Consider the following 16,153-nt stretch of genomic DNA (forward strand, 5'->3'; position numbering starts at 1 on the left):
TCGCGAAGGCGGTGTCCCAGTCGGCGAAGATGTTGGATGTGATGGCCTCTTCGCGAGCAAGCTCGCTCCCACAGGATTCGTCGCCTGCCCGTTCATGCAAATGATCGGGGCTTTTCGGTGTGTTTATGAATGCTTCTCGATAACACACGGCATAATGCGCACCGTGATGAACAGTATTAGATGAACAAGGCGGGCGACGTGTTGAAGAAAACCCTGTTCCAGTTGCACTGGTTTTTCGGCATCAGTGCCGGGCTGGTCCTGGCGTTGATGGGCGTTACCGGGGCGGTGGTGTCGTTTCAGGATGAAATTCTGCGGGCCTTGAACCCGCAGGTGCTGACGGTCGAGAAGCAACCGGCCGGCGTTTTGCCGCCCGCCGAGCTGGTGGAGCAGATCGAAGCCGCTTCCGGCAAGACCGTCGCCATGCTCTGGGTCGAGACCGACAGCGGCAACGCCGCGCGGGTGATTTTCGCGGCGCCTCCTGGGGAAAAACGTGGCGCCATGCGCTATTTCAACCCCTTTACCGCACAGTTCATGGGTGAGGTGACCGGCCAGGATTTCTTCGGCCTGATGCTCAGGCTGCACCGCGTCCTGACCCTGGATGACGTGGGCCGGCAAATCACTGGGGCCTGTACGTTGATCCTGGTGTTCTTCTGCCTGTCCGGGCTGTACCTGCGTTGGCCGCGCCAATGGAAAAGCTGGCGCGCGTGGCTGACCCTCGACTGGCGGAAGAAAGGCCGCAGCTTCAATTGGGACCTGCACTCGGTGGCGGGCACCTGGTGCCTGGTGTTTTATCTGCTGGCGGCACTGACCGGGCTGACCTGGTCCTACGAGTGGTACAACAAAGGCGTGACCCGCCTGCTCTCCGATTCGCCGAAAGAGGAACGGGTGCGCAATCGCGGCCCGGCGCCGAGCGGCCCACTGCCCGTGGCCGATTACCGGGCCATGTGGAGCAGCATCTACAGCGCCGCCGGCCCGGGCCTGTCCGCCTATAACGTGCGCATGCCGCCCGTGGCCGGGCAGCCGGCGACCGTATTCTACCTGCTGAACAACGCACCCCACGACCGGGCGCTGAACCAGCTCACTCTCGACCCGGCCACCGGCGTCATCAGTCGGCACAGCCGCTACAGCGACAAGAGCCTCAAGGCGCAGTTGCTGACCAGTGTCTATGCCCTGCATATTGGCAGCTACTTCGGCCTGGTCGGGCGGATCCTGGTGACCGTCGCCGCGCTGACCATGCCGCTGTTCTTCATCACCGGCTGGTTGCTGTACCTGGACCGTCGTCGCAAGAAACGCCACGCCAGAAACGCCCGCCAGGCCCTGAGTGCCAACCCGACCAATGCGCCGGCTTGGCTGATCGGCTTCGCCAGCCAAAGCGGTTTCGCCGAGCGACTGGCCTGGCAGACCGCCGGCCAACTCCAGGCCGCCGGCTTGCCCGTGAACGTCCAGCCATTGGCCGGTGTTCGCGAGCAAGACCTGAACAACGCCACCCACGCGCTGTTTGTCGTCAGCACCTTTGGCGACGGCGAAGGACCGGACAGTGCCCGTGGCTTCGAACGCAAGGTGCTGGGCCAGGCCTTGAGCCTGGAGCGCTTGCAGTATTCGGTGCTGGGCCTGGGCGATCGGCAATATGAACACTTCTGCGGCTTCGCCCGGCGTCTGCACGCCTGGCTGGCGGAACACGGCGGCAAGACCCTGTTCGCGCCGGTGGAAGTCGACAGCGGCGATCCTTACGCCTTGCGTCACTGGCAACAACAACTGGCCGAACTGACCGGTCAGACGCCCGCAGAGACCTGGCAGGCGCCCCGCTTCGAAAACTGGACACTGAGCCAACGCACCCTGCTCAACCCCGACAGCAGCGGCTCGGGCGTGTACCTGCTCGGCCTCAGCGCCCCCGGGCCGAGCAGTTGGCTGGCCGGTGACCTGGTGGAAATCCTGCCGCGCAATGACCTGTGGGTCATCGAACATTTCCTCGATGGCCTCGGCCTCTCCGGCCAGGCGCGCGTGCAAGTCGACGGCCTGCCCCAGAGCCTCGACCAGGCCCTGGCGACCCGCCAGTTGCCGGAAAACCGCGCCCATCTGGTCGGCCTGCATGCCCAGGCACTGGTGGATGCGCTGGCACCGCTGGCGATCCGCGAATACTCCATCGCCTCGATCCCGGCCGACGGCGTGCTGGAGCTGATCGTGCGTCAGGAACGTCACGCCGACGGCAGCCTGGGCGTGGGTTCCGGCTGGCTGACCGAACACGCACCGCTGGGCAGCGCCATCAGCCTGCGGCTGCGCCGCAACAGCAGCTTCCACCTGCCGCCCCAGGGCGTGCCGATGATCCTGCTGGGCAATGGCACCGGCCTGGCGGGCCTGCGCAGCCTACTCAAGGCGCGCGTCACCGAGGGTATGCAGCGCAACTGGCTGCTGTTTGGCGAACGCAACCGCGAACACGACTTCCACTGCCGCGATGAGCTGCAGGAATGGGTGACCTCCGGCGACCTGGAACGCCTGGACCTGGCTTTCTCTCGGGATCAGAAGCAGAAAGTCTACGTCCAGGACCGCCTGCTGGAATCGGCCGCGCTGCTCAAGCAATGGCTGGCCGACGGCGCGGTGATCTACGTCTGTGGCAGCCTGCAGGGCATGGCATCCGGGGTGGACCACGTGCTCAACAACGTGCTGGGGCGCGAGGAAGTGGAGCGACTGATCGAGCAGGGGCGGTATCGGCGGGATGTCTACTGACAGACACCCATTTTAAGTACCCCTTGTGGGAGCAAAGCTTGCTCGCGATAGCGGACTTTCAGTCAGCCATTTATTGACAGATATACCGTTATCGCGAGCAAGCTTTGCTCCCACAGAGGCTTTTCCCACAGAGGCTCCTGGCGCGACTGACAGTCAAACCGGCTGTAACTTCTTCTCGAACACCGCCACACCTTCCAGGTCCCGCAACACCACACTCATCTCCCCGCTCGGCCCATCGATGTTCACCTCGCCAAAAAACTGATACCCGGCAAACGGCGAGGTGTTCTGGGCCGGAGGAGCTTTCTGGAACACCACTTCCGGGCCGAAGGTCTTGTCCAGGGCATTGGGCCCGAAGCTGCCGGCGTTCAACGGCCCGGCGACGAACTCCCAGAACGGTTCGAAATCCTGGAAGGCGGCCTGTTCGGGGTGGTAGTGATGGGCGGCGCAATAGTGCACGTCCGCGGTGAGCCAGACGTAGTTGCGCACCTGATGTTTGCGCAGGTAACCCAGCAGTTCGGCGATCTCCAGTTCACGCCCCTGGGCCGGGCCCGGGTCACCGTTGGCGACCGCTTCCCAACGCGGCACGCCGGGGCTGACCTCACCATCCGGCACACCGAGGCCGATGGGCATGTCGGCGGCAATGACTTTCCACTGGGCACGGGATTGCTTCAATTCGCGCTTGAGCCAATTCAATTGCTCACGCCCCAGGAACGGTTTGGCCACGCCGAGGTTGGCGTCGTTGGCTTCGCGGTAACTGCGCATGTCCAGCACGAACACATCCAGCAGCGGCCCGTAACCGAGCTTGCGGTAGATCCGTCCACCGCCGTCGGCCTTCTGCCGGCGCATCGGCGCGTATTCCAGCCAGGCCTGGCGCGCACGCCCCACCAGGCTGTGGATATCCTTGGTCTGGTAGCGCTCGTCCAGTTGCTTGCCCGGCGACCAGTTGTTGACCACCTCATGGTCGTCCCACTGCCAGATCTGCGGCACCTCGGCATTGAAACGGCGTACGTTTTCGTCCATCAGGTTGTAGCGATAGTTGCCGCGATACTCATCCAGCGTCTCGGCGACCTTGCTCTTGGCGTCGGTGGTGAGGTTGCGCCAGATGCGCCCACCCTCGGCGGTGATTTGCGCCGGCACCGGGCCGTCGGCGTAGATAGTGTCGCCGCTGTGGATAAAGAAATCCGGCAGGCGCAGGCGCATGGCTTCGTAGATGCGCATGCCGCCGATGTCCGGGTTGATCCCGAAGCCCTGGCCGACGGTGTCGCCGCTCCAGACGAAACGGATGTTGCGCTTGAACTGCGGCACGCTGCGCAGGTGGCCGAGCCAGGGTTCGCTGGCAACGCCGCTCTGGGCGTCTTCAAAATGCACACGGTAGAAAATCGCCTGGTCGCGGGGCAGCCCGGTGAGTTCGACCCGGGCGGTGAAATCACTGCGGGCGTCGGCCATGGGCGAAACGACACGCCGCGGATTGCTGAATTTGCTGCGGGTGTCCCACTCCACCACCATCCGCGCCGGACGGTCGCTGCGGCTCCAGATCATCGCCCGGTCGCCCTGCAAGTCGCCGGACTGCACACCGTCGGTGAGCAGCGGACGATCCTTGACCGAAGCGATCACCGCCGGCGCCAGCCCCGGCAACAACAACCCCGCCCCCACGGCTTGCATCACACGACGACGGCCCAGGTCGAATTCGCTCATGGTGTTCTCCCCAAATAGGGAAACTTAAGCATGGCTCTGTGAAGTGGCTGTGACAGAAATTTTATGACTACCCAAAACCACTGTGGGAGCGGGCTTGCTCGCGATAGCGGTGTATCAGCCGACAAAAATGTGGTCTGACACTCCGCTATCGCGAGCAAGCTCGCTCCCACAGGTAGGGTGGTGTGACTTAAATCAGGCCTTCGCCGGCTCCAACGCCATCTCCACCACCTCAGGCCGCTTGAGCAGCGCATACGCCACCCCCGTCAGCAGGCTCCCCGCCACGATCGCCAGCAGGTACAACAACGCATGGTTGATGGCGTTGGGGATCAGCATCACGAACAGGCCGCCGTGGGGGGCCATGAGCTTGCAGCCGAAGTACATCGACAGCGCACCGGTCAGCGCGCCGCCGGCAATGCTGGCCGGGATCACCCGTAGCGGATCCTTGGCCGCGAACGGGATCGCGCCTTCGGAAATGAAGCACAGCCCCAGCACCAGCGCCGCTTTACCGGCCTCGCGCTCGGTCTGGGCAAATTTGCGTCGGGCGATGAACGTGGCGATGCCCAGGCCAATGGGCGGCACCATGCCGGCGGCCATGGCCGCGGCCATCGGCGCATAACTCTGCGAAGCCAGCAGCCCCACCGAAAACGCGTAGGCAGCCTTGTTGATCGGTCCGCCGAGGTCGACGCACATCATCGCCCCCAGCAACACACCCAACAGAATCGCATTGGTGGTGCCCATGCTGTCGAGGAAGTGGGTCAGGGCGTCGAGCATGCCCGCCACCGGCTTGCCGACGATGTAGATCATCACCAGGCCGGTGAACAGGCTCGCCAGCAGCGGAATGATCAGGATCGGCTTGAGCGCTTCCAGGCTTTGGGGCAAACGCGCGTAGCGGTTGATCGCCTTGGCCGCGTAGCCGGCGAGAAAACCGGCGATGATCCCGCCAATGAAGCCAGCACCCAGAGTGCTCGCCAGCAACCCGCCGATCATGCCTGGCGCCAGGCCTGGCCGGTCGGCGATGGAGTAGGCGATGTAGCCGGCCAGCAGCGGCACCATCAATTTGAACGCGGTTTCGCCGCCAATCTGCATCAGCGCGGCCGCCAGGGTTCCAGGCTCCTTGAAGGCCTCGATGCCGAACACGAACGACAAAGCGATCATCAAACCACCGGCCACCACCATCGGCAGCATGAACGATACGCCCGTCAGCAGGTGCTTATAGGCACCGCTTTTTTCCGCTTTCGCCGGCCCCGAGGCGGCACCACTCGCCGCGCTTTCCTGCCGCCCTTCAGCCAAGGCTTTTTTCAGCGTGGCCTCGGCCTGTTTCAAGGCAATGCCGGTGCCACAACGATAAATTTTCTTGCCGGCAAAACGTTCGGTGGCGACTTCGATATCAGTCGCCAGCAGTACCACATCGGCCTCGGCGATTGCCTCGGGGCTCAACGGATTGCGCGCGCCCACCGAGCCTTGGGTTTCGATCTTCAGGTCGTAACCCAAGCGCGCCGCCGCCTGCTGCAAGGCTTCGGCAGCCATGAAAGTGTGGGCGACGCCGGTCGGACAAGCCGTGATCGCAACCAGGCGTGGAGCGCGCTCGGTCGAAGTCGCCGGTTCTTGCGCGAATACGTCGGCCTCGCCCAGAACCTCAGCCTCTTCGGCGCCGCGACGCAGCACCGCATCAACGTCCTGAAGAGCCAGGGCCGGTGTGCTGCGGAACACCCGCTTACCAACAAACCGCGACAGGTCCACCGGGCCGCTGGCGACCAGCAACACCCACTCGGCCGCTTCGAGTGTCGCGGCCGACAACTGGCGTTCCGGATGGGCCGCGTCATGGACCTCGACGCTGGTGCTCCAACCCTGGCGCTGCGCCGCGGCGTCCAGCAGGCGGGCGCACAACACACTGGTAACCATGCCGTTCGGGCAGGCCGTCACAATGGCTAGTTTCATTCTTGCGAACCCTCTTATTGTTCTGTCAGGGGGCGCACGCGCACGCCCTGTTCAAGCGACGCCAGCAACGCGGTGTCGTGGATGCCAAAACCGATCTGCGTGACCGCCATGGCGGCGATGGCCGTGGCGGTGCGCAGCGTCTGCTCCGGCGTGTCGGCACTGAGCAGGCCGTGGAGCATGCCCGCCAGCAGCGAATCCCCGGCACCCACGGTACTGGCGACACTGACCTTGGGTGGCGAGGCATGCAGCGCCGCACCGACACTGAACCAGTTCACGCCATCGGCACCGTGGGAAATCACCACATGCTCGACACCCTGGGCATGCAGGCGCTGAGCCGCTTGTGCCTGGGCCACTTCGCTCACCACCTCGCAACCCAGCGCATCGGCCAGTTCCTCGGTGTTCGGCTTGATCAGCCACGGCCCCGCCGCCAGGGCAACGCGCAAGGCTTCGCCACTGGTGTCGAGGGCCACGTTCAGGCCGAGTGTCTTCAAGCGGGTGATCAATGCCTGCAACCACTGCGGGCTGACGCCCCGGGGCAAGCTGCCCGCCACCACGACCACGTCATGGCCGGGGGCGATTTGCTCCAGTCGCGCCAACAAGGCCTGCTGTGCGGCGGCGTCGACCACCGGGCCCGGCCCGTTGAGGTCAGTGATGCGCCCGTCCTGCTCGGCCAGCTTGATGTTGCTGCGGGTTTCGCCGGGGACGCGGATAAAGGCGTCGACAAAACCCCGCTGGGCGAACAGCGTCTCGAACACCTGGGCATTGTCTTCGCCCAGAAAGCCACTGACCGTCAGCGTATGGCCGAGATCGGCCAACACCTGGGCCACGTTCACGCCCTTGCCGGCGGCGTGGGCGTGCATGCCGTCGCTGCGGTTGACCTGGCCCGGTTCCAGGCGCACCAACTCTACCGTGAGGTCGAGCGCCGGGTTGAGGGTCAGGGTAAGAATCTTCGCCATTACAGCGCCTCCACTAATGCGCGCACGTCATCGGCGCTGCCCACGGCCAAGGCCGCTTGGGCCAGGGTTTGTACTTGCGCCAGGCTCAACTCGCGGACCCGCGCCTTGACCTCGGCAATGCTGCGGGCCGAAACGCTCAGTTCGTCCACGCCCAGGCCTACCAGCACCGGCACCGCCAGCGGATCGGCCGCCAGTTCGCCACACACACCGACCCACTTGCCATGAGCATGGGCGGCACGCACGGTGATGTCGATCAGTTGCAGCACGGCCGGATGCAAGCCATCGGCCTGGGCCGAGAGGGTCGGGTGACCACGGTCGATGGCCAGGGTGTATTGCGTCAGGTCGTTGGTGCCGACGCTGAAGAAGTCGACTTCCTTGGCCAGCACCGGCGCCAGCAACGCGGCGGACGGGATTTCGATCATGATCCCCAGTTGCAGGTCCGCCACCGGGATTTCCAGGCGCAGGCGCTCGGTCATGGCCCGGGCCTGGCGCCACTCATCGACGCTGCCCACCATCGGGAACATGATCCGCAGCGGACGGCTGTCCGCCGAGCGCAACAAGGCCCGCAGTTGCGCTTCCATCACCTGCGGACGTTGCAAGGTCAGGCGGATGCCACGTACGCCGAGGAACGGGTTTTCTTCTTTCGCGATCGGCCAGTACGGTAACGGCTTGTCGCCGCCCACATCCAGCGTACGCACCACCAGCGGCCGACCGGCCAGGCCATCGAGCACCTTGCGGTATTCGGCTTCCTGGGTCGCTTCGTCCGGCGCTTGGTTGTGGGCCATGAAAATCAGTTCGGTGCGCAACAGGCCAATGCCTTCGGCGCCCTGCTCCACCGCACTGGCGACACCGGCGCTTTCGCCAATGTTGGCAAACACTTCCACGGCATGCCCGTCACGGGTCACTGCCGGTTCGTGACGTTGCTGCGCGGCGACCTTGAGGCGCTGTTCGCGGGTGTCGCGCTCTTCCTTGGCGCGCTGCAACGTGGTGGCGTCAGGGTCTACGTGCAGGCGGCCGCGCTGGCCGTCCAGCAGCAACGAGGTGCCCGGTGCCAGCAGCAACACCGCCGCACCGGCGCCCACCAGCGCCGGAATGCCCAGGGCGCGGGCGACGATGGCGCTGTGGGCGGTGGCACCGCCACGGGCAGTGAGAATCCCTGCCACACGGGCCGGGTCCAGGCGAGCCACGTCGGACGGGCCGACTTCGTCCATCACCAGGATGTAGGGTTGCTCGGGTTCGTTCGGGGTTTCGACGCCACACAGTTGCGCCAGCACTCGACGGCCGACGTCTCGCAGATCGGCGGCGCGTTCGGCCAGCAAGGCATCCTGCAAGGCTTCCTGCTCTTTCGCGGCGGCTTCGATCACGCCCATCCACGCTGCCTGCGCACTCTCGCCCAGCTTCAAGCGGGTGTCGACTTCGTCGCTCAGCTCCGGGTCGTCGAGCATTTCCTGATGGGTGATGAAGATCTCGCGGATGGCCTTGGCCTTGGCGCGCTCGATCAGGCCTTGGATGTCCTGGCGCACCTGGTTCAAGGCGTTCTGCAGGCGCTCGCGCTCGATGGCTGCCGACTCACCGCGCAGTGGATAGTCAATGGCCTGCAAGACCTGGATATGCGCCGGGCCGATGGCGATGCCCGGGGCGGCGGCGACGGCCTGGATCAGGCTGCCGGATTCGGGCGCCAGCATGACGGTCGCAACTTCCGCCATCACGGTTTCCCGTGGCGCACTCGGTGGCGGCAGTGGTTCAACTTCTTCGCCAAGGCCTTCTTCAATGGCCGCCAACAGTGCCGGCAACGCATCGGCGGCAATGCTCGGCTCGGCGATGAATTCCAGGACCTGGCCGCGACGGGCGCCCAGGCTCAACAGCTTGCTCAAGCTCTTGACCGACACGGCGCTGTCCTGGCCGTCGACGATACGTACGCGGATTTCGCCTTCGAAACTTTTCGCCAACTGGGCGAGGATCTTCGCCGGACGCGCATGCAGACCATGGGCATTGGCCAGGCCGATGCGCGCGCTGGGCCAGTCGGCGGGCAATTCGCCGCCGAGCACTTCCAGCACCTTGCGGCTGCTGGTGGCGCGGCCCAGTTCGTGGCCACGGCCTTCGATCAGCAAGGCGCAGAGCCGTTCCAGCAAGGCCTGGTGGGCCTCGCCAAGGCTGGCGAGGCAGAACAGACCGCTCAAGGGTTGGCCCAGGTAACGGATGGGTTTGTCCGGGGTGACGAACGCCAGGCCCGGGCGCTTGACGGTCTGCTCGCTGTGCAGCCACCACAAGCCATCGCCCAGGGGCAGCGCATCGACTTGCTGCAACACGCCGGCAAAGCCGTTGCTCACGCAATCGGCCTGGCGCAACAGGCGAGCGCCGCGCCATACCAGCTCTTCAAAATCGTCAGCCGACACACCGAGGCCGATCATCTGGGCATCCAGGGCCAGTTCCTGCGGCGCGCCTTGCAGCAGCTTCAGCAAGGCTTCGGCGGAACCGGCACGGCGCAGGGCCTGGCCCAGGTCCGTCTCGCCGAGGGCGCGGGTCAGCAGTTGCAACAGGCGCAGGTGTTCGTCGGACTTGGCAGCAATGCCGATGGCCAGGTAGACAATCTGACCATCGCCCCAGTCCACGCCTTCGGGGAATTGCAGCAGGCGCACGCCGGTGGAATAGACCAGGTCGCGGGTCTGCGGGGTGCCGTGGGGGATGGCAATACCTTGGCCAAGAAAGGTCGAACCCTGGGCTTCGCGAGCCTGCAAGCCGGCGAGGTAACCCTCAGCCACCAGGCCATCGGCCACCAGTTTGTCGGCGAGCAGTTGCAGTGCAGCGTCTTTATCCACAGCCGTCTGCGCCATGGATATCTGCTCTAGAGTGAGCTCGAGCATGCTTTCTCCTTTTTGGCGACCGGGTTGGCGCCAGGTATTGTTTTGAATGAATCAGCTTAGCGTTACAGGACGGCTTTTGGCGGTATCGCGGCAGCACGGCCAAAAATCCTGCTAGCCTTGAAAATACGCTTGCTGAAACGTTTAATCTAGAAAGATTGGCACGTTACTCGATAATCTCTCATCGTTGAAGTGCAACTTGTCGTAAGCGCTTGGACGGTAACCGTCGGCTTGAATCGGGTAGGATGGCCCTTATCGTCGGGGCTAACTCGAAAAAACAAGGAAAACCGGGTTGAAACTCAGTGATATTGCCCAACTGGCCGGTGTGTCCGTGACCACCGCCAGCTATGTCATCAATGGCAAGGCCGAACAGCAACGCATCAGCAGCGCCACCGTCGAACGGGTGCGGGCGGTGGTCGAGGAACACGGCTTCACGCCCAACCCCCAGGCCGCCGGGCTGCGCAGCCGGCATACGCGGACCCTGGGCTTCATCCTGCCAGACCTGGAAAACCCCAGTTACGCACGCATCGCCAAGTTGCTGGAACAAGGCGCACGGGCCCGGGGCTATCAGTTGCTGATCGCCAGTTCCGATGATGCGCCCGACAGTGAGCGGCAGCTATTGCAATTGTTCCGCGCCCGGCGCTGCGATGCGCTGATCGTCGCCAGTTGCCTGCCGGCCGGCGACGACAGCTACCTGCAATTGCAGGCCAAGGGCATTCCGATCATCGCCATCGACCGGGTGATGGAACCGGCGCGGTTCTGCTCGGTGATCAGCGACGACCGCCAGGCCAGCCTACACCTGACGCGCAGCCTGCTGGAAACCCACCCGCGGCAAATCGCCTTGATCAGCGCCCGTCCCGAATTGAGCATCAGTCAGGAACGGGCCGCCGGTTTTCGCGAAGCCCTGGCTGGGTTCGAGGGCCAGGTGCTGATCGAGCATGGCGAGTCGTTCAGCCGTGAATGCGGTCGTCAGTTGATGGATGAAATGCTCGCGCGCCTGGGGCACCTGCCCGATGCGCTGATCACGACATCTTACGTGCTGCTGCAAGGGGTGTTCGACGCCCTGCACGATTTCCCGCTCAAGACGCGTCCGCTGCGCCTGGGCACGTTTGGTGACACGCAATTGCTGGATTTCCTGCCGCTGCCGGTCAATGCCATGTCCCAACAACATCAGCTGATCGCCGCCAAGGCCCTGGAACTGGCCCTGGCGGCCATCGAAAACGATGACTACCAGCCTGGCGTGCAGGCCATCGCGCGGACGTTCAAGCAGCGGATCCACCAGGGCTGACGTTTCTTCAGGATTGATGCATGGAGTTGATCGACACCCACACCCACCTGGACTTTCCGGACTTTGACGCGGACCGCCCGGCGCTGCTGGCCGAAAGCCGCGCCTTGGGCGTGCGGCAAATGGTGGTCCTGGGGGTGTATCGGGACAATTGGCAGCGGGTCTGGGACCTGGTGCAAAGCGACCCGGACCTGCATGCCGCCCTGGGCCTGCACCCGGTGCACCTCGACCAGCATCAACCCGACGACGTGGCGCTGCTGCGCGACTGGCTGAGCCGTCTGGCCGGGCATCGGCAATTATGTGCGGTGGGGGAAATCGGCCTGGACTACTACATCGAGACCCTGGACCGCGAGCGCCAGCAAGCGCTGTTCGAAGCGCAACTGGAATTGGCCGTGGAGTTTGCACTGCCAGCGCTGATCCACGTGCGCCGCAGCCATGCCGCCGTGATCGCCACACTCAAGCGCATTCGCCCGGCGCGCGCGGGGATCATCCACGCCTTCGCCGGCAGTTTCGAAGAGGCCCGCGAATACATCAAGCTCGGCTTCAAGCTCGGCCTCGGCGGTGCCGCGACCTGGCCCCAGGCCCTGCGCATGCACCGGGTGCTGGCGAAGTTACCGCTGGAGGCGGTGGTGCTGGAAACCGACTCACCGGACATGGCCCCGGCGATGTTTCCCGGCCAACGCAACAGCCCGGCGCATTTGCCGGCGATTTGCGAGGCGCTGGCCGGGATCATGGCGGTGACGCCTGAGCGTCTGGCCGAGGCCAGCACGGCCAACGCCCGCCAACTGTTCAACTGGTAAAAAACCTGTGGGAGCGGGCTTGCTCGCGAAGGCGGAGTGTCAGGCAACACTTTCGTCGACTGACCCACCGCCTTCGCGAGCAAGCCCGCTCCCACATTGGGTCTGCGGCGAATCAGCCAGACTCACACCCGAAACGCATTGATCAGTTGCTTGAGCTGCACCACCTGGGCGGACAGTTCGCGGCTGGCGTTTTCGGTCTGGTGCGCGCCTTCGGCCGTACGTTCGCCAGCTCGGTTGATCTCGACGATGTTCTGGTCGATGTCATGGGCCACGGCCGTCTGTTGCTCCACGGCGGCGGCGATCTGCTGGTTCTGGTCGACGATCATGCCGACCGCACCGAGGATATTTTCCAAGGCCTGTTGGACTTTTTCCGATTGGCCGACCGTGCCACTGGCCATCTCATGGCTGGTGCCCATCGCCTTGACGGCGGCGCCGACTCCGCCGTGCAGGCGGGTGATCATCGCTTCGATTTCTTCGGTCGATTGCTGAGTCCGCTTGGCCAGGGTCCGCACTTCATCGGCCACCACCGCAAAACCCCGACCCTGCTCACCGGCCCGGGCGGCTTCGATGGCGGCATTGAGGGCCAGCAGGTTGGTCTGCTCGGCGATGCTCTTGATCACATCCAGCACGCGGCTGATGGCCTGGCTGTCGGTCGCCAGTTGATTGATCACCTGCACCGACTGATCGATCTCGCTGGCCAAGCGGGCGATGCTGCCCTGCTGGGACTCCACCAGCCCGCGCCCGCTGAGGGTCTCGTCGTTCACGCTGTGGGCACTGCTCACGGCAGCGGCGGCACTGCGGGCCACTTCCTGGGCCGTGGCCGACATCTGGTTCATCGCCGTGGCCACCAGTTCGATCTGACTGCGCTGGCCGGCGACCGCCTGGTTGCTCTGGGCCGATACCGTTTCCACCTGCCCGGCCTGGCGTTCGACTTCCGCGACGGTGCGGCCGACCTGTTCGATCAGGTCATGGATCTTCGCCACCGTACCGTTGAACACTTCACCCAATTCGCCCAGTTCGTCCTTGCTGCGCGCTACAAAATTGACCGTCATGTCCCCCGCCGCCACTTTGTCCATCATCTGGCCGAGGTGCTGGAGGGTGGTGCGGGTCGACGCGTAGAAGCCGGCATACAGGTAAAAAATCAACAGGAACACCGCCACCAGCGCCACGGCTTGCAGCACCATATGGCTGCGATTTTGCTCCAGACGTTGTTGCAACTGCACACCGAGAAAACCCTGGGTCGCTTCGTTCAACCGATAAGTCTGCTCCATCAGGCCGCTGACCTGGTCAAAGAATGCCGACCAGGGCGCATCGAGGGTGTCGGCCATCACCACCTGTTCCTCGATCAGTTCCGAAGCGTTCTTGAGGGTGCTCTTGCTGCTATCGGCCTGGGTGCCAAGGGCTTGTCCGGCCGCCTTGCTGGAGCCGAGGGCGTCCTGCAGTTTCAAGTCGTACTCGCCCTGGAGCTTTTCGATCTGCGCCAGCAACTCGTCGAAACGGGTGCTCGAGGCCGAATTGAGAAAGCCCAGCCCCAATGAAGAGGCGCCCAATGCCCGGCCTTCGCCGAGGATCTGGGTGACCTTGGGGGTGGTGCCGATGATCAATTCGCTGAGTTGACGGATGTCGCTCTGGTTGTCGCGGCTCAGCCCCGCCTGGCTGGCGATGATCTGGCTGAACATCTGGGCGCTGTTGAGCAACTTGCCGATCAGCGCACTTTTGCTCTGCAAGGAACTTTCGGCCTGCTGGGCCTTGAACGCGCCGATCATCTCGTCGCGCTTGGCCTCGAAGGCACTGACCTGCTCAGGCTCGATGGCCATGGCGGTCATGCCTTGCAGGCGCGTGAGGACCTGTTGCTCCAGGCTGCCGATCTTCGCTTCCACATCACCGGCCTTACCGGACTGGCCCAGGCTGGCGTTGATCTGCACCAGGTTGTTGAGGGTTTCCAGGTCTCGGCGCAGGGTCAGGCTACTGCCCAACAAGTCGAGGCTTTGCAGCTCCACTTGGGTGCCCTGGAATTCCCGATAGGAATCACGCACCAGAAAGAAATTGGTCACCAGCATGGGCAGCAGGAACAGCACGCTGATCAGGCTGAACTTCATGCCGAAGCTCAGGCGGTTCATCAGCGCGACGGCGGGCCAGAGCAAACTCTTCACAAGGAAGTCTCCCGGTAGTGTTCTTATTGTTATGAGCTCGCGCACGGAGACAGCAGAAAGCCACTATTCGGGCGCTGTCCCTGTATAGCCTAAATCGGCGGGGAGATTTGTAACTTAAGGTTAACGAGGTACATCGCCCGTTCCCTGTGGCGAGGGGATTTATCTGTGGGAGCAAGGCTTGCCCGCGATGCAGACGCCGCGATTTCTGAAAGACCGCATCGCTTATCGCGGGCAAGCCTTGCTCCCACAGAATCCCCTCGCCACAAGGAAATGTGTTGGTGTTCTCAGGCCAACACCGTCCACAACGCAAACCCGGCATACCAGAGCACCGCCGCACGCAGCAGCAACTCCCAGAGGCGGTCCAAGCTATTGATGCCATCCGGCCCGGCGACAGGCCTGGGGATTTCGCCAGCCACCAGGCCGACCTTGTCGATGAGGTCGGCGGCGCTGATGTTCCAGTTCAACAGCTCATGCAACATGACCCGGCTGACCGCGACGAAATTGCCCACCAGGGCGAAGCTCGCCGCCAGCAACCGCACCGGCACCCAGTCGAAGGCATGACGCATTTGCGCGGCCCGCTCGGCCACGTCGGGGTTCTGGCTGTGCTCGGCGGCCAGCGCCAGCAGTCGATAGCTCAAGGCCGCGACCGGGCCCAACACGAAGTACCAGAAAATTACCGCGAAAAAGCTCTGGTAGGCCTGCCACAACAAATGCCCCTGGACCCGCTCCAGCAACTGCTCACCGTCATCGGCCTCGATGTCCAGGTCGCGCTTGGCCACATGGGCCGCCGCTTGCAGGTCCTCCCGACGCCAGGCATCGCGAAACGGCCCGAGGGCGGCCAGCAGATCACCGCGCCCCAGGCTGTAAATCACCACCAGCAAGTGCACCGGCAGCGCCAGCAGACCATAGGCCACCGGCTCCAGCACCCACAAAAGCAATGCCAGCAGTGCCACGGGCAGCAGGACCATCACCGTCAGCACCAGCCAAGGTCGGTTGACCCACCGTGGGCTCGCCTCGAGCTTGTTCAGCTCGCGCAGCCAACCGCCGTCGCGCTGAACCCGCTGGCGCAAGGCCGAGAACTTCTCGATCCAGACGGCCAGCAGCAACACCAGAAAACTCATTGTCCTTCCCCTTCTGTCAGGGCTGCGCGGTAGCGCACCCAGTCGAATGCCGGTCCCGGATCGGTCTTGCGCCCCGGCGCGATATCGCTGTGCCCGCAGATACGCTGCACAGTGATCGCCCTGAACGCCGCTTGCAACTGCCGGGTCAGGTCCACCAATGCCACATATTGCGCGTCGGTGAACGGCAGATCATCCGTGCCCTCAAGCTCGATGCCCAGGGAAAAATCGTTACAGGTCTCACGCCCCTCGAAGCACGAGACGCCCGCATGCCACGCGCGGTCCAGACAAGAGACAAACTGGGTCACGGCGCCGTCACGTTCGATCAGAAAATGCGCAGAAACCCGCAGATCGGCGATACCGACAAAGTAGGGATGTTCCGTGACATCCAGTCGATTCTGGAAGAATTCCTGCACCTTGCCCGTGGCAAATTGTGCCGGTGGCAGACTGATGTTGTGGATCACCAGCAGGGAGATTTCGCCTTCCGGGCGCGCATTGAAGTTGGGCGATGGGCAATGACGCACCCCTTCGCACCAACCGCTCGCGGAGTCCAACTGCATAGAGGTTCCTTCGATGACGACGGTGAATGCCGCCAGTATGCCGTGATCGGACCGGGCTGCGCG

10 protein-coding genes and 1 pseudogene are annotated in these 16,153 nt (G+C 64.0%); 3 read left to right on the forward strand and 8 right to left on the reverse strand.

What is annotated here, in order from left to right; translation table 11 throughout:
* Positions 1–198: 198 nt before the first annotated feature.
* Positions 199–2,724 (forward strand): PepSY domain-containing protein, encoded by a 2,526-nt coding sequence (locus AB4N80_RS00875; protein WP_460083191.1) that lies wholly within the window; start codon positions 199–201, stop codon positions 2,722–2,724.
* 153 nt (positions 2,725–2,877) lie between these two features.
* Here the strand turns inward: AB4N80_RS00875 and AB4N80_RS00880 are convergent, their stop codons facing one another.
* The 4 genes from AB4N80_RS00880 to ptsP all read right to left on the reverse strand — a co-directional run bounded on the left by AB4N80_RS00880 (position 2,878) and on the right by ptsP (position 10,177).
* A complete protein-coding gene (locus tag AB4N80_RS00880; protein WP_122569156.1) occupies positions 2,878–4,419 on the reverse strand; it encodes an alkaline phosphatase D family protein in 1,542 nt (513 codons plus the stop codon).
* Between the two features lie 192 nt (positions 4,420–4,611).
* Positions 4,612–6,357 (reverse strand): PTS fructose-like transporter subunit IIB, encoded by a 1,746-nt coding sequence (locus AB4N80_RS00885; RefSeq protein ID WP_122569155.1) that lies wholly within the window; start codon positions 6,355–6,357, stop codon positions 4,612–4,614.
* 14 nt (positions 6,358–6,371) lie between these two features.
* Positions 6,372–7,313: a 1-phosphofructokinase gene (gene pfkB, locus AB4N80_RS00890; RefSeq protein WP_460080259.1), complete on the reverse strand. Its 942-nt coding sequence runs from the start codon at positions 7,311–7,313 to the stop codon at positions 6,372–6,374.
* Positions 7,313–10,177 (reverse strand): phosphoenolpyruvate--protein phosphotransferase, encoded by a 2,865-nt coding sequence (gene ptsP, locus AB4N80_RS00895; protein WP_305491687.1) that lies wholly within the window; start codon positions 10,175–10,177, stop codon positions 7,313–7,315. The genes pfkB and ptsP overlap by 1 nt, the downstream gene beginning before the upstream one ends.
* Before the next feature lie 289 nt (positions 10,178–10,466).
* Here ptsP and cra point away from each other — a divergent pair, with 289 nt between their 5' ends.
* Together cra and AB4N80_RS00905 are read left to right on the forward strand one after the other, a co-directional pair.
* Positions 10,467–11,462 carry a catabolite repressor/activator gene (gene cra, locus AB4N80_RS00900; RefSeq protein ID WP_122569152.1) on the forward strand — a complete coding sequence of 332 codons (996 nt, stop codon included), beginning with the start codon at positions 10,467–10,469 and terminating at the stop codon, positions 11,460–11,462.
* A gap of 20 nt (positions 11,463–11,482) precedes the next feature.
* A complete protein-coding gene (locus AB4N80_RS00905; RefSeq protein ID WP_122569151.1) occupies positions 11,483–12,259 on the forward strand; it encodes a TatD family hydrolase in 777 nt (258 codons plus the stop codon).
* A 122-nt stretch (positions 12,260–12,381) separates the two neighbouring features.
* Here the strand turns inward: AB4N80_RS00905 and AB4N80_RS00910 are convergent, their stop codons facing one another.
* The 4 genes and pseudogenes from AB4N80_RS00910 to ampD form a co-directional block, all read right to left on the reverse strand.
* A complete protein-coding gene (locus tag AB4N80_RS00910) occupies positions 12,382–13,311 on the reverse strand; it encodes a methyl-accepting chemotaxis protein (protein WP_431496248.1) in 930 nt (309 codons plus the stop codon).
* A pseudogene (locus AB4N80_RS00915) lies at positions 13,288–14,379 on the reverse strand (methyl-accepting chemotaxis protein); the annotation flags it as partial. The pseudogene AB4N80_RS00915 and the gene AB4N80_RS00910, both read right to left, overlap by 24 nt.
* Before the next feature lie 317 nt (positions 14,380–14,696).
* A complete protein-coding gene (gene ampE / locus AB4N80_RS00920) occupies positions 14,697–15,533 on the reverse strand; it encodes a regulatory signaling modulator protein AmpE (RefSeq protein WP_122569149.1) in 837 nt (278 codons plus the stop codon).
* Positions 15,530–16,090, reverse strand: coding sequence for a 1,6-anhydro-N-acetylmuramyl-L-alanine amidase AmpD (gene ampD, locus AB4N80_RS00925; protein ID WP_122569148.1), 561 nt, complete (start codon positions 16,088–16,090; stop codon positions 15,530–15,532). Before ampD ends, ampE begins: the two co-directional genes overlap by 4 nt.
* Positions 16,091–16,153 lie beyond the last annotated feature (63 nt).

It is taken from the genome of Pseudomonas sp. H3_A02, assembly GCF_054671965.1.

What these genes read in the sequence shown, in the direction of transcription:
- AB4N80_RS00910 (WP_431496248.1), bottom strand. Translation starts at nt 13,311, where the DNA reads ATGACGGTCAATTTTGTAGCGCGCAGCAAGGACGAACTGGGCGAATTG.
- AB4N80_RS00885 (WP_122569155.1), bottom strand. Translation starts at nt 6,357, where the DNA reads ATGAAACTAGCCATTGTGACGGCCTGCCCGAACGGCATGGTTACCAGT.
- pfkB (WP_460080259.1), bottom strand. Translation starts at nt 7,313, where the DNA reads ATGGCGAAGATTCTTACCCTGACCCTCAACCCGGCGCTCGACCTCACG.
- AB4N80_RS00880 (WP_122569156.1), bottom strand. Translation starts at nt 4,419, where the DNA reads ATGAGCGAATTCGACCTGGGCCGTCGTCGTGTGATGCAAGCCGTGGGG.
- ampE (WP_122569149.1), bottom strand. Translation starts at nt 15,533, where the DNA reads ATGAGTTTTCTGGTGTTGCTGCTGGCCGTCTGGATCGAGAAGTTCTCG.
- ptsP (WP_305491687.1), bottom strand. Translation starts at nt 10,177, where the DNA reads ATGCTCGAGCTCACTCTAGAGCAGATATCCATGGCGCAGACGGCTGTG.
- AB4N80_RS00905 (WP_122569151.1), top strand. Translation starts at nt 11,483, where the DNA reads ATGGAGTTGATCGACACCCACACCCACCTGGACTTTCCGGACTTTGAC.
- ampD (WP_122569148.1), bottom strand. Translation starts at nt 16,090, where the DNA reads ATGCAGTTGGACTCCGCGAGCGGTTGGTGCGAAGGGGTGCGTCATTGC.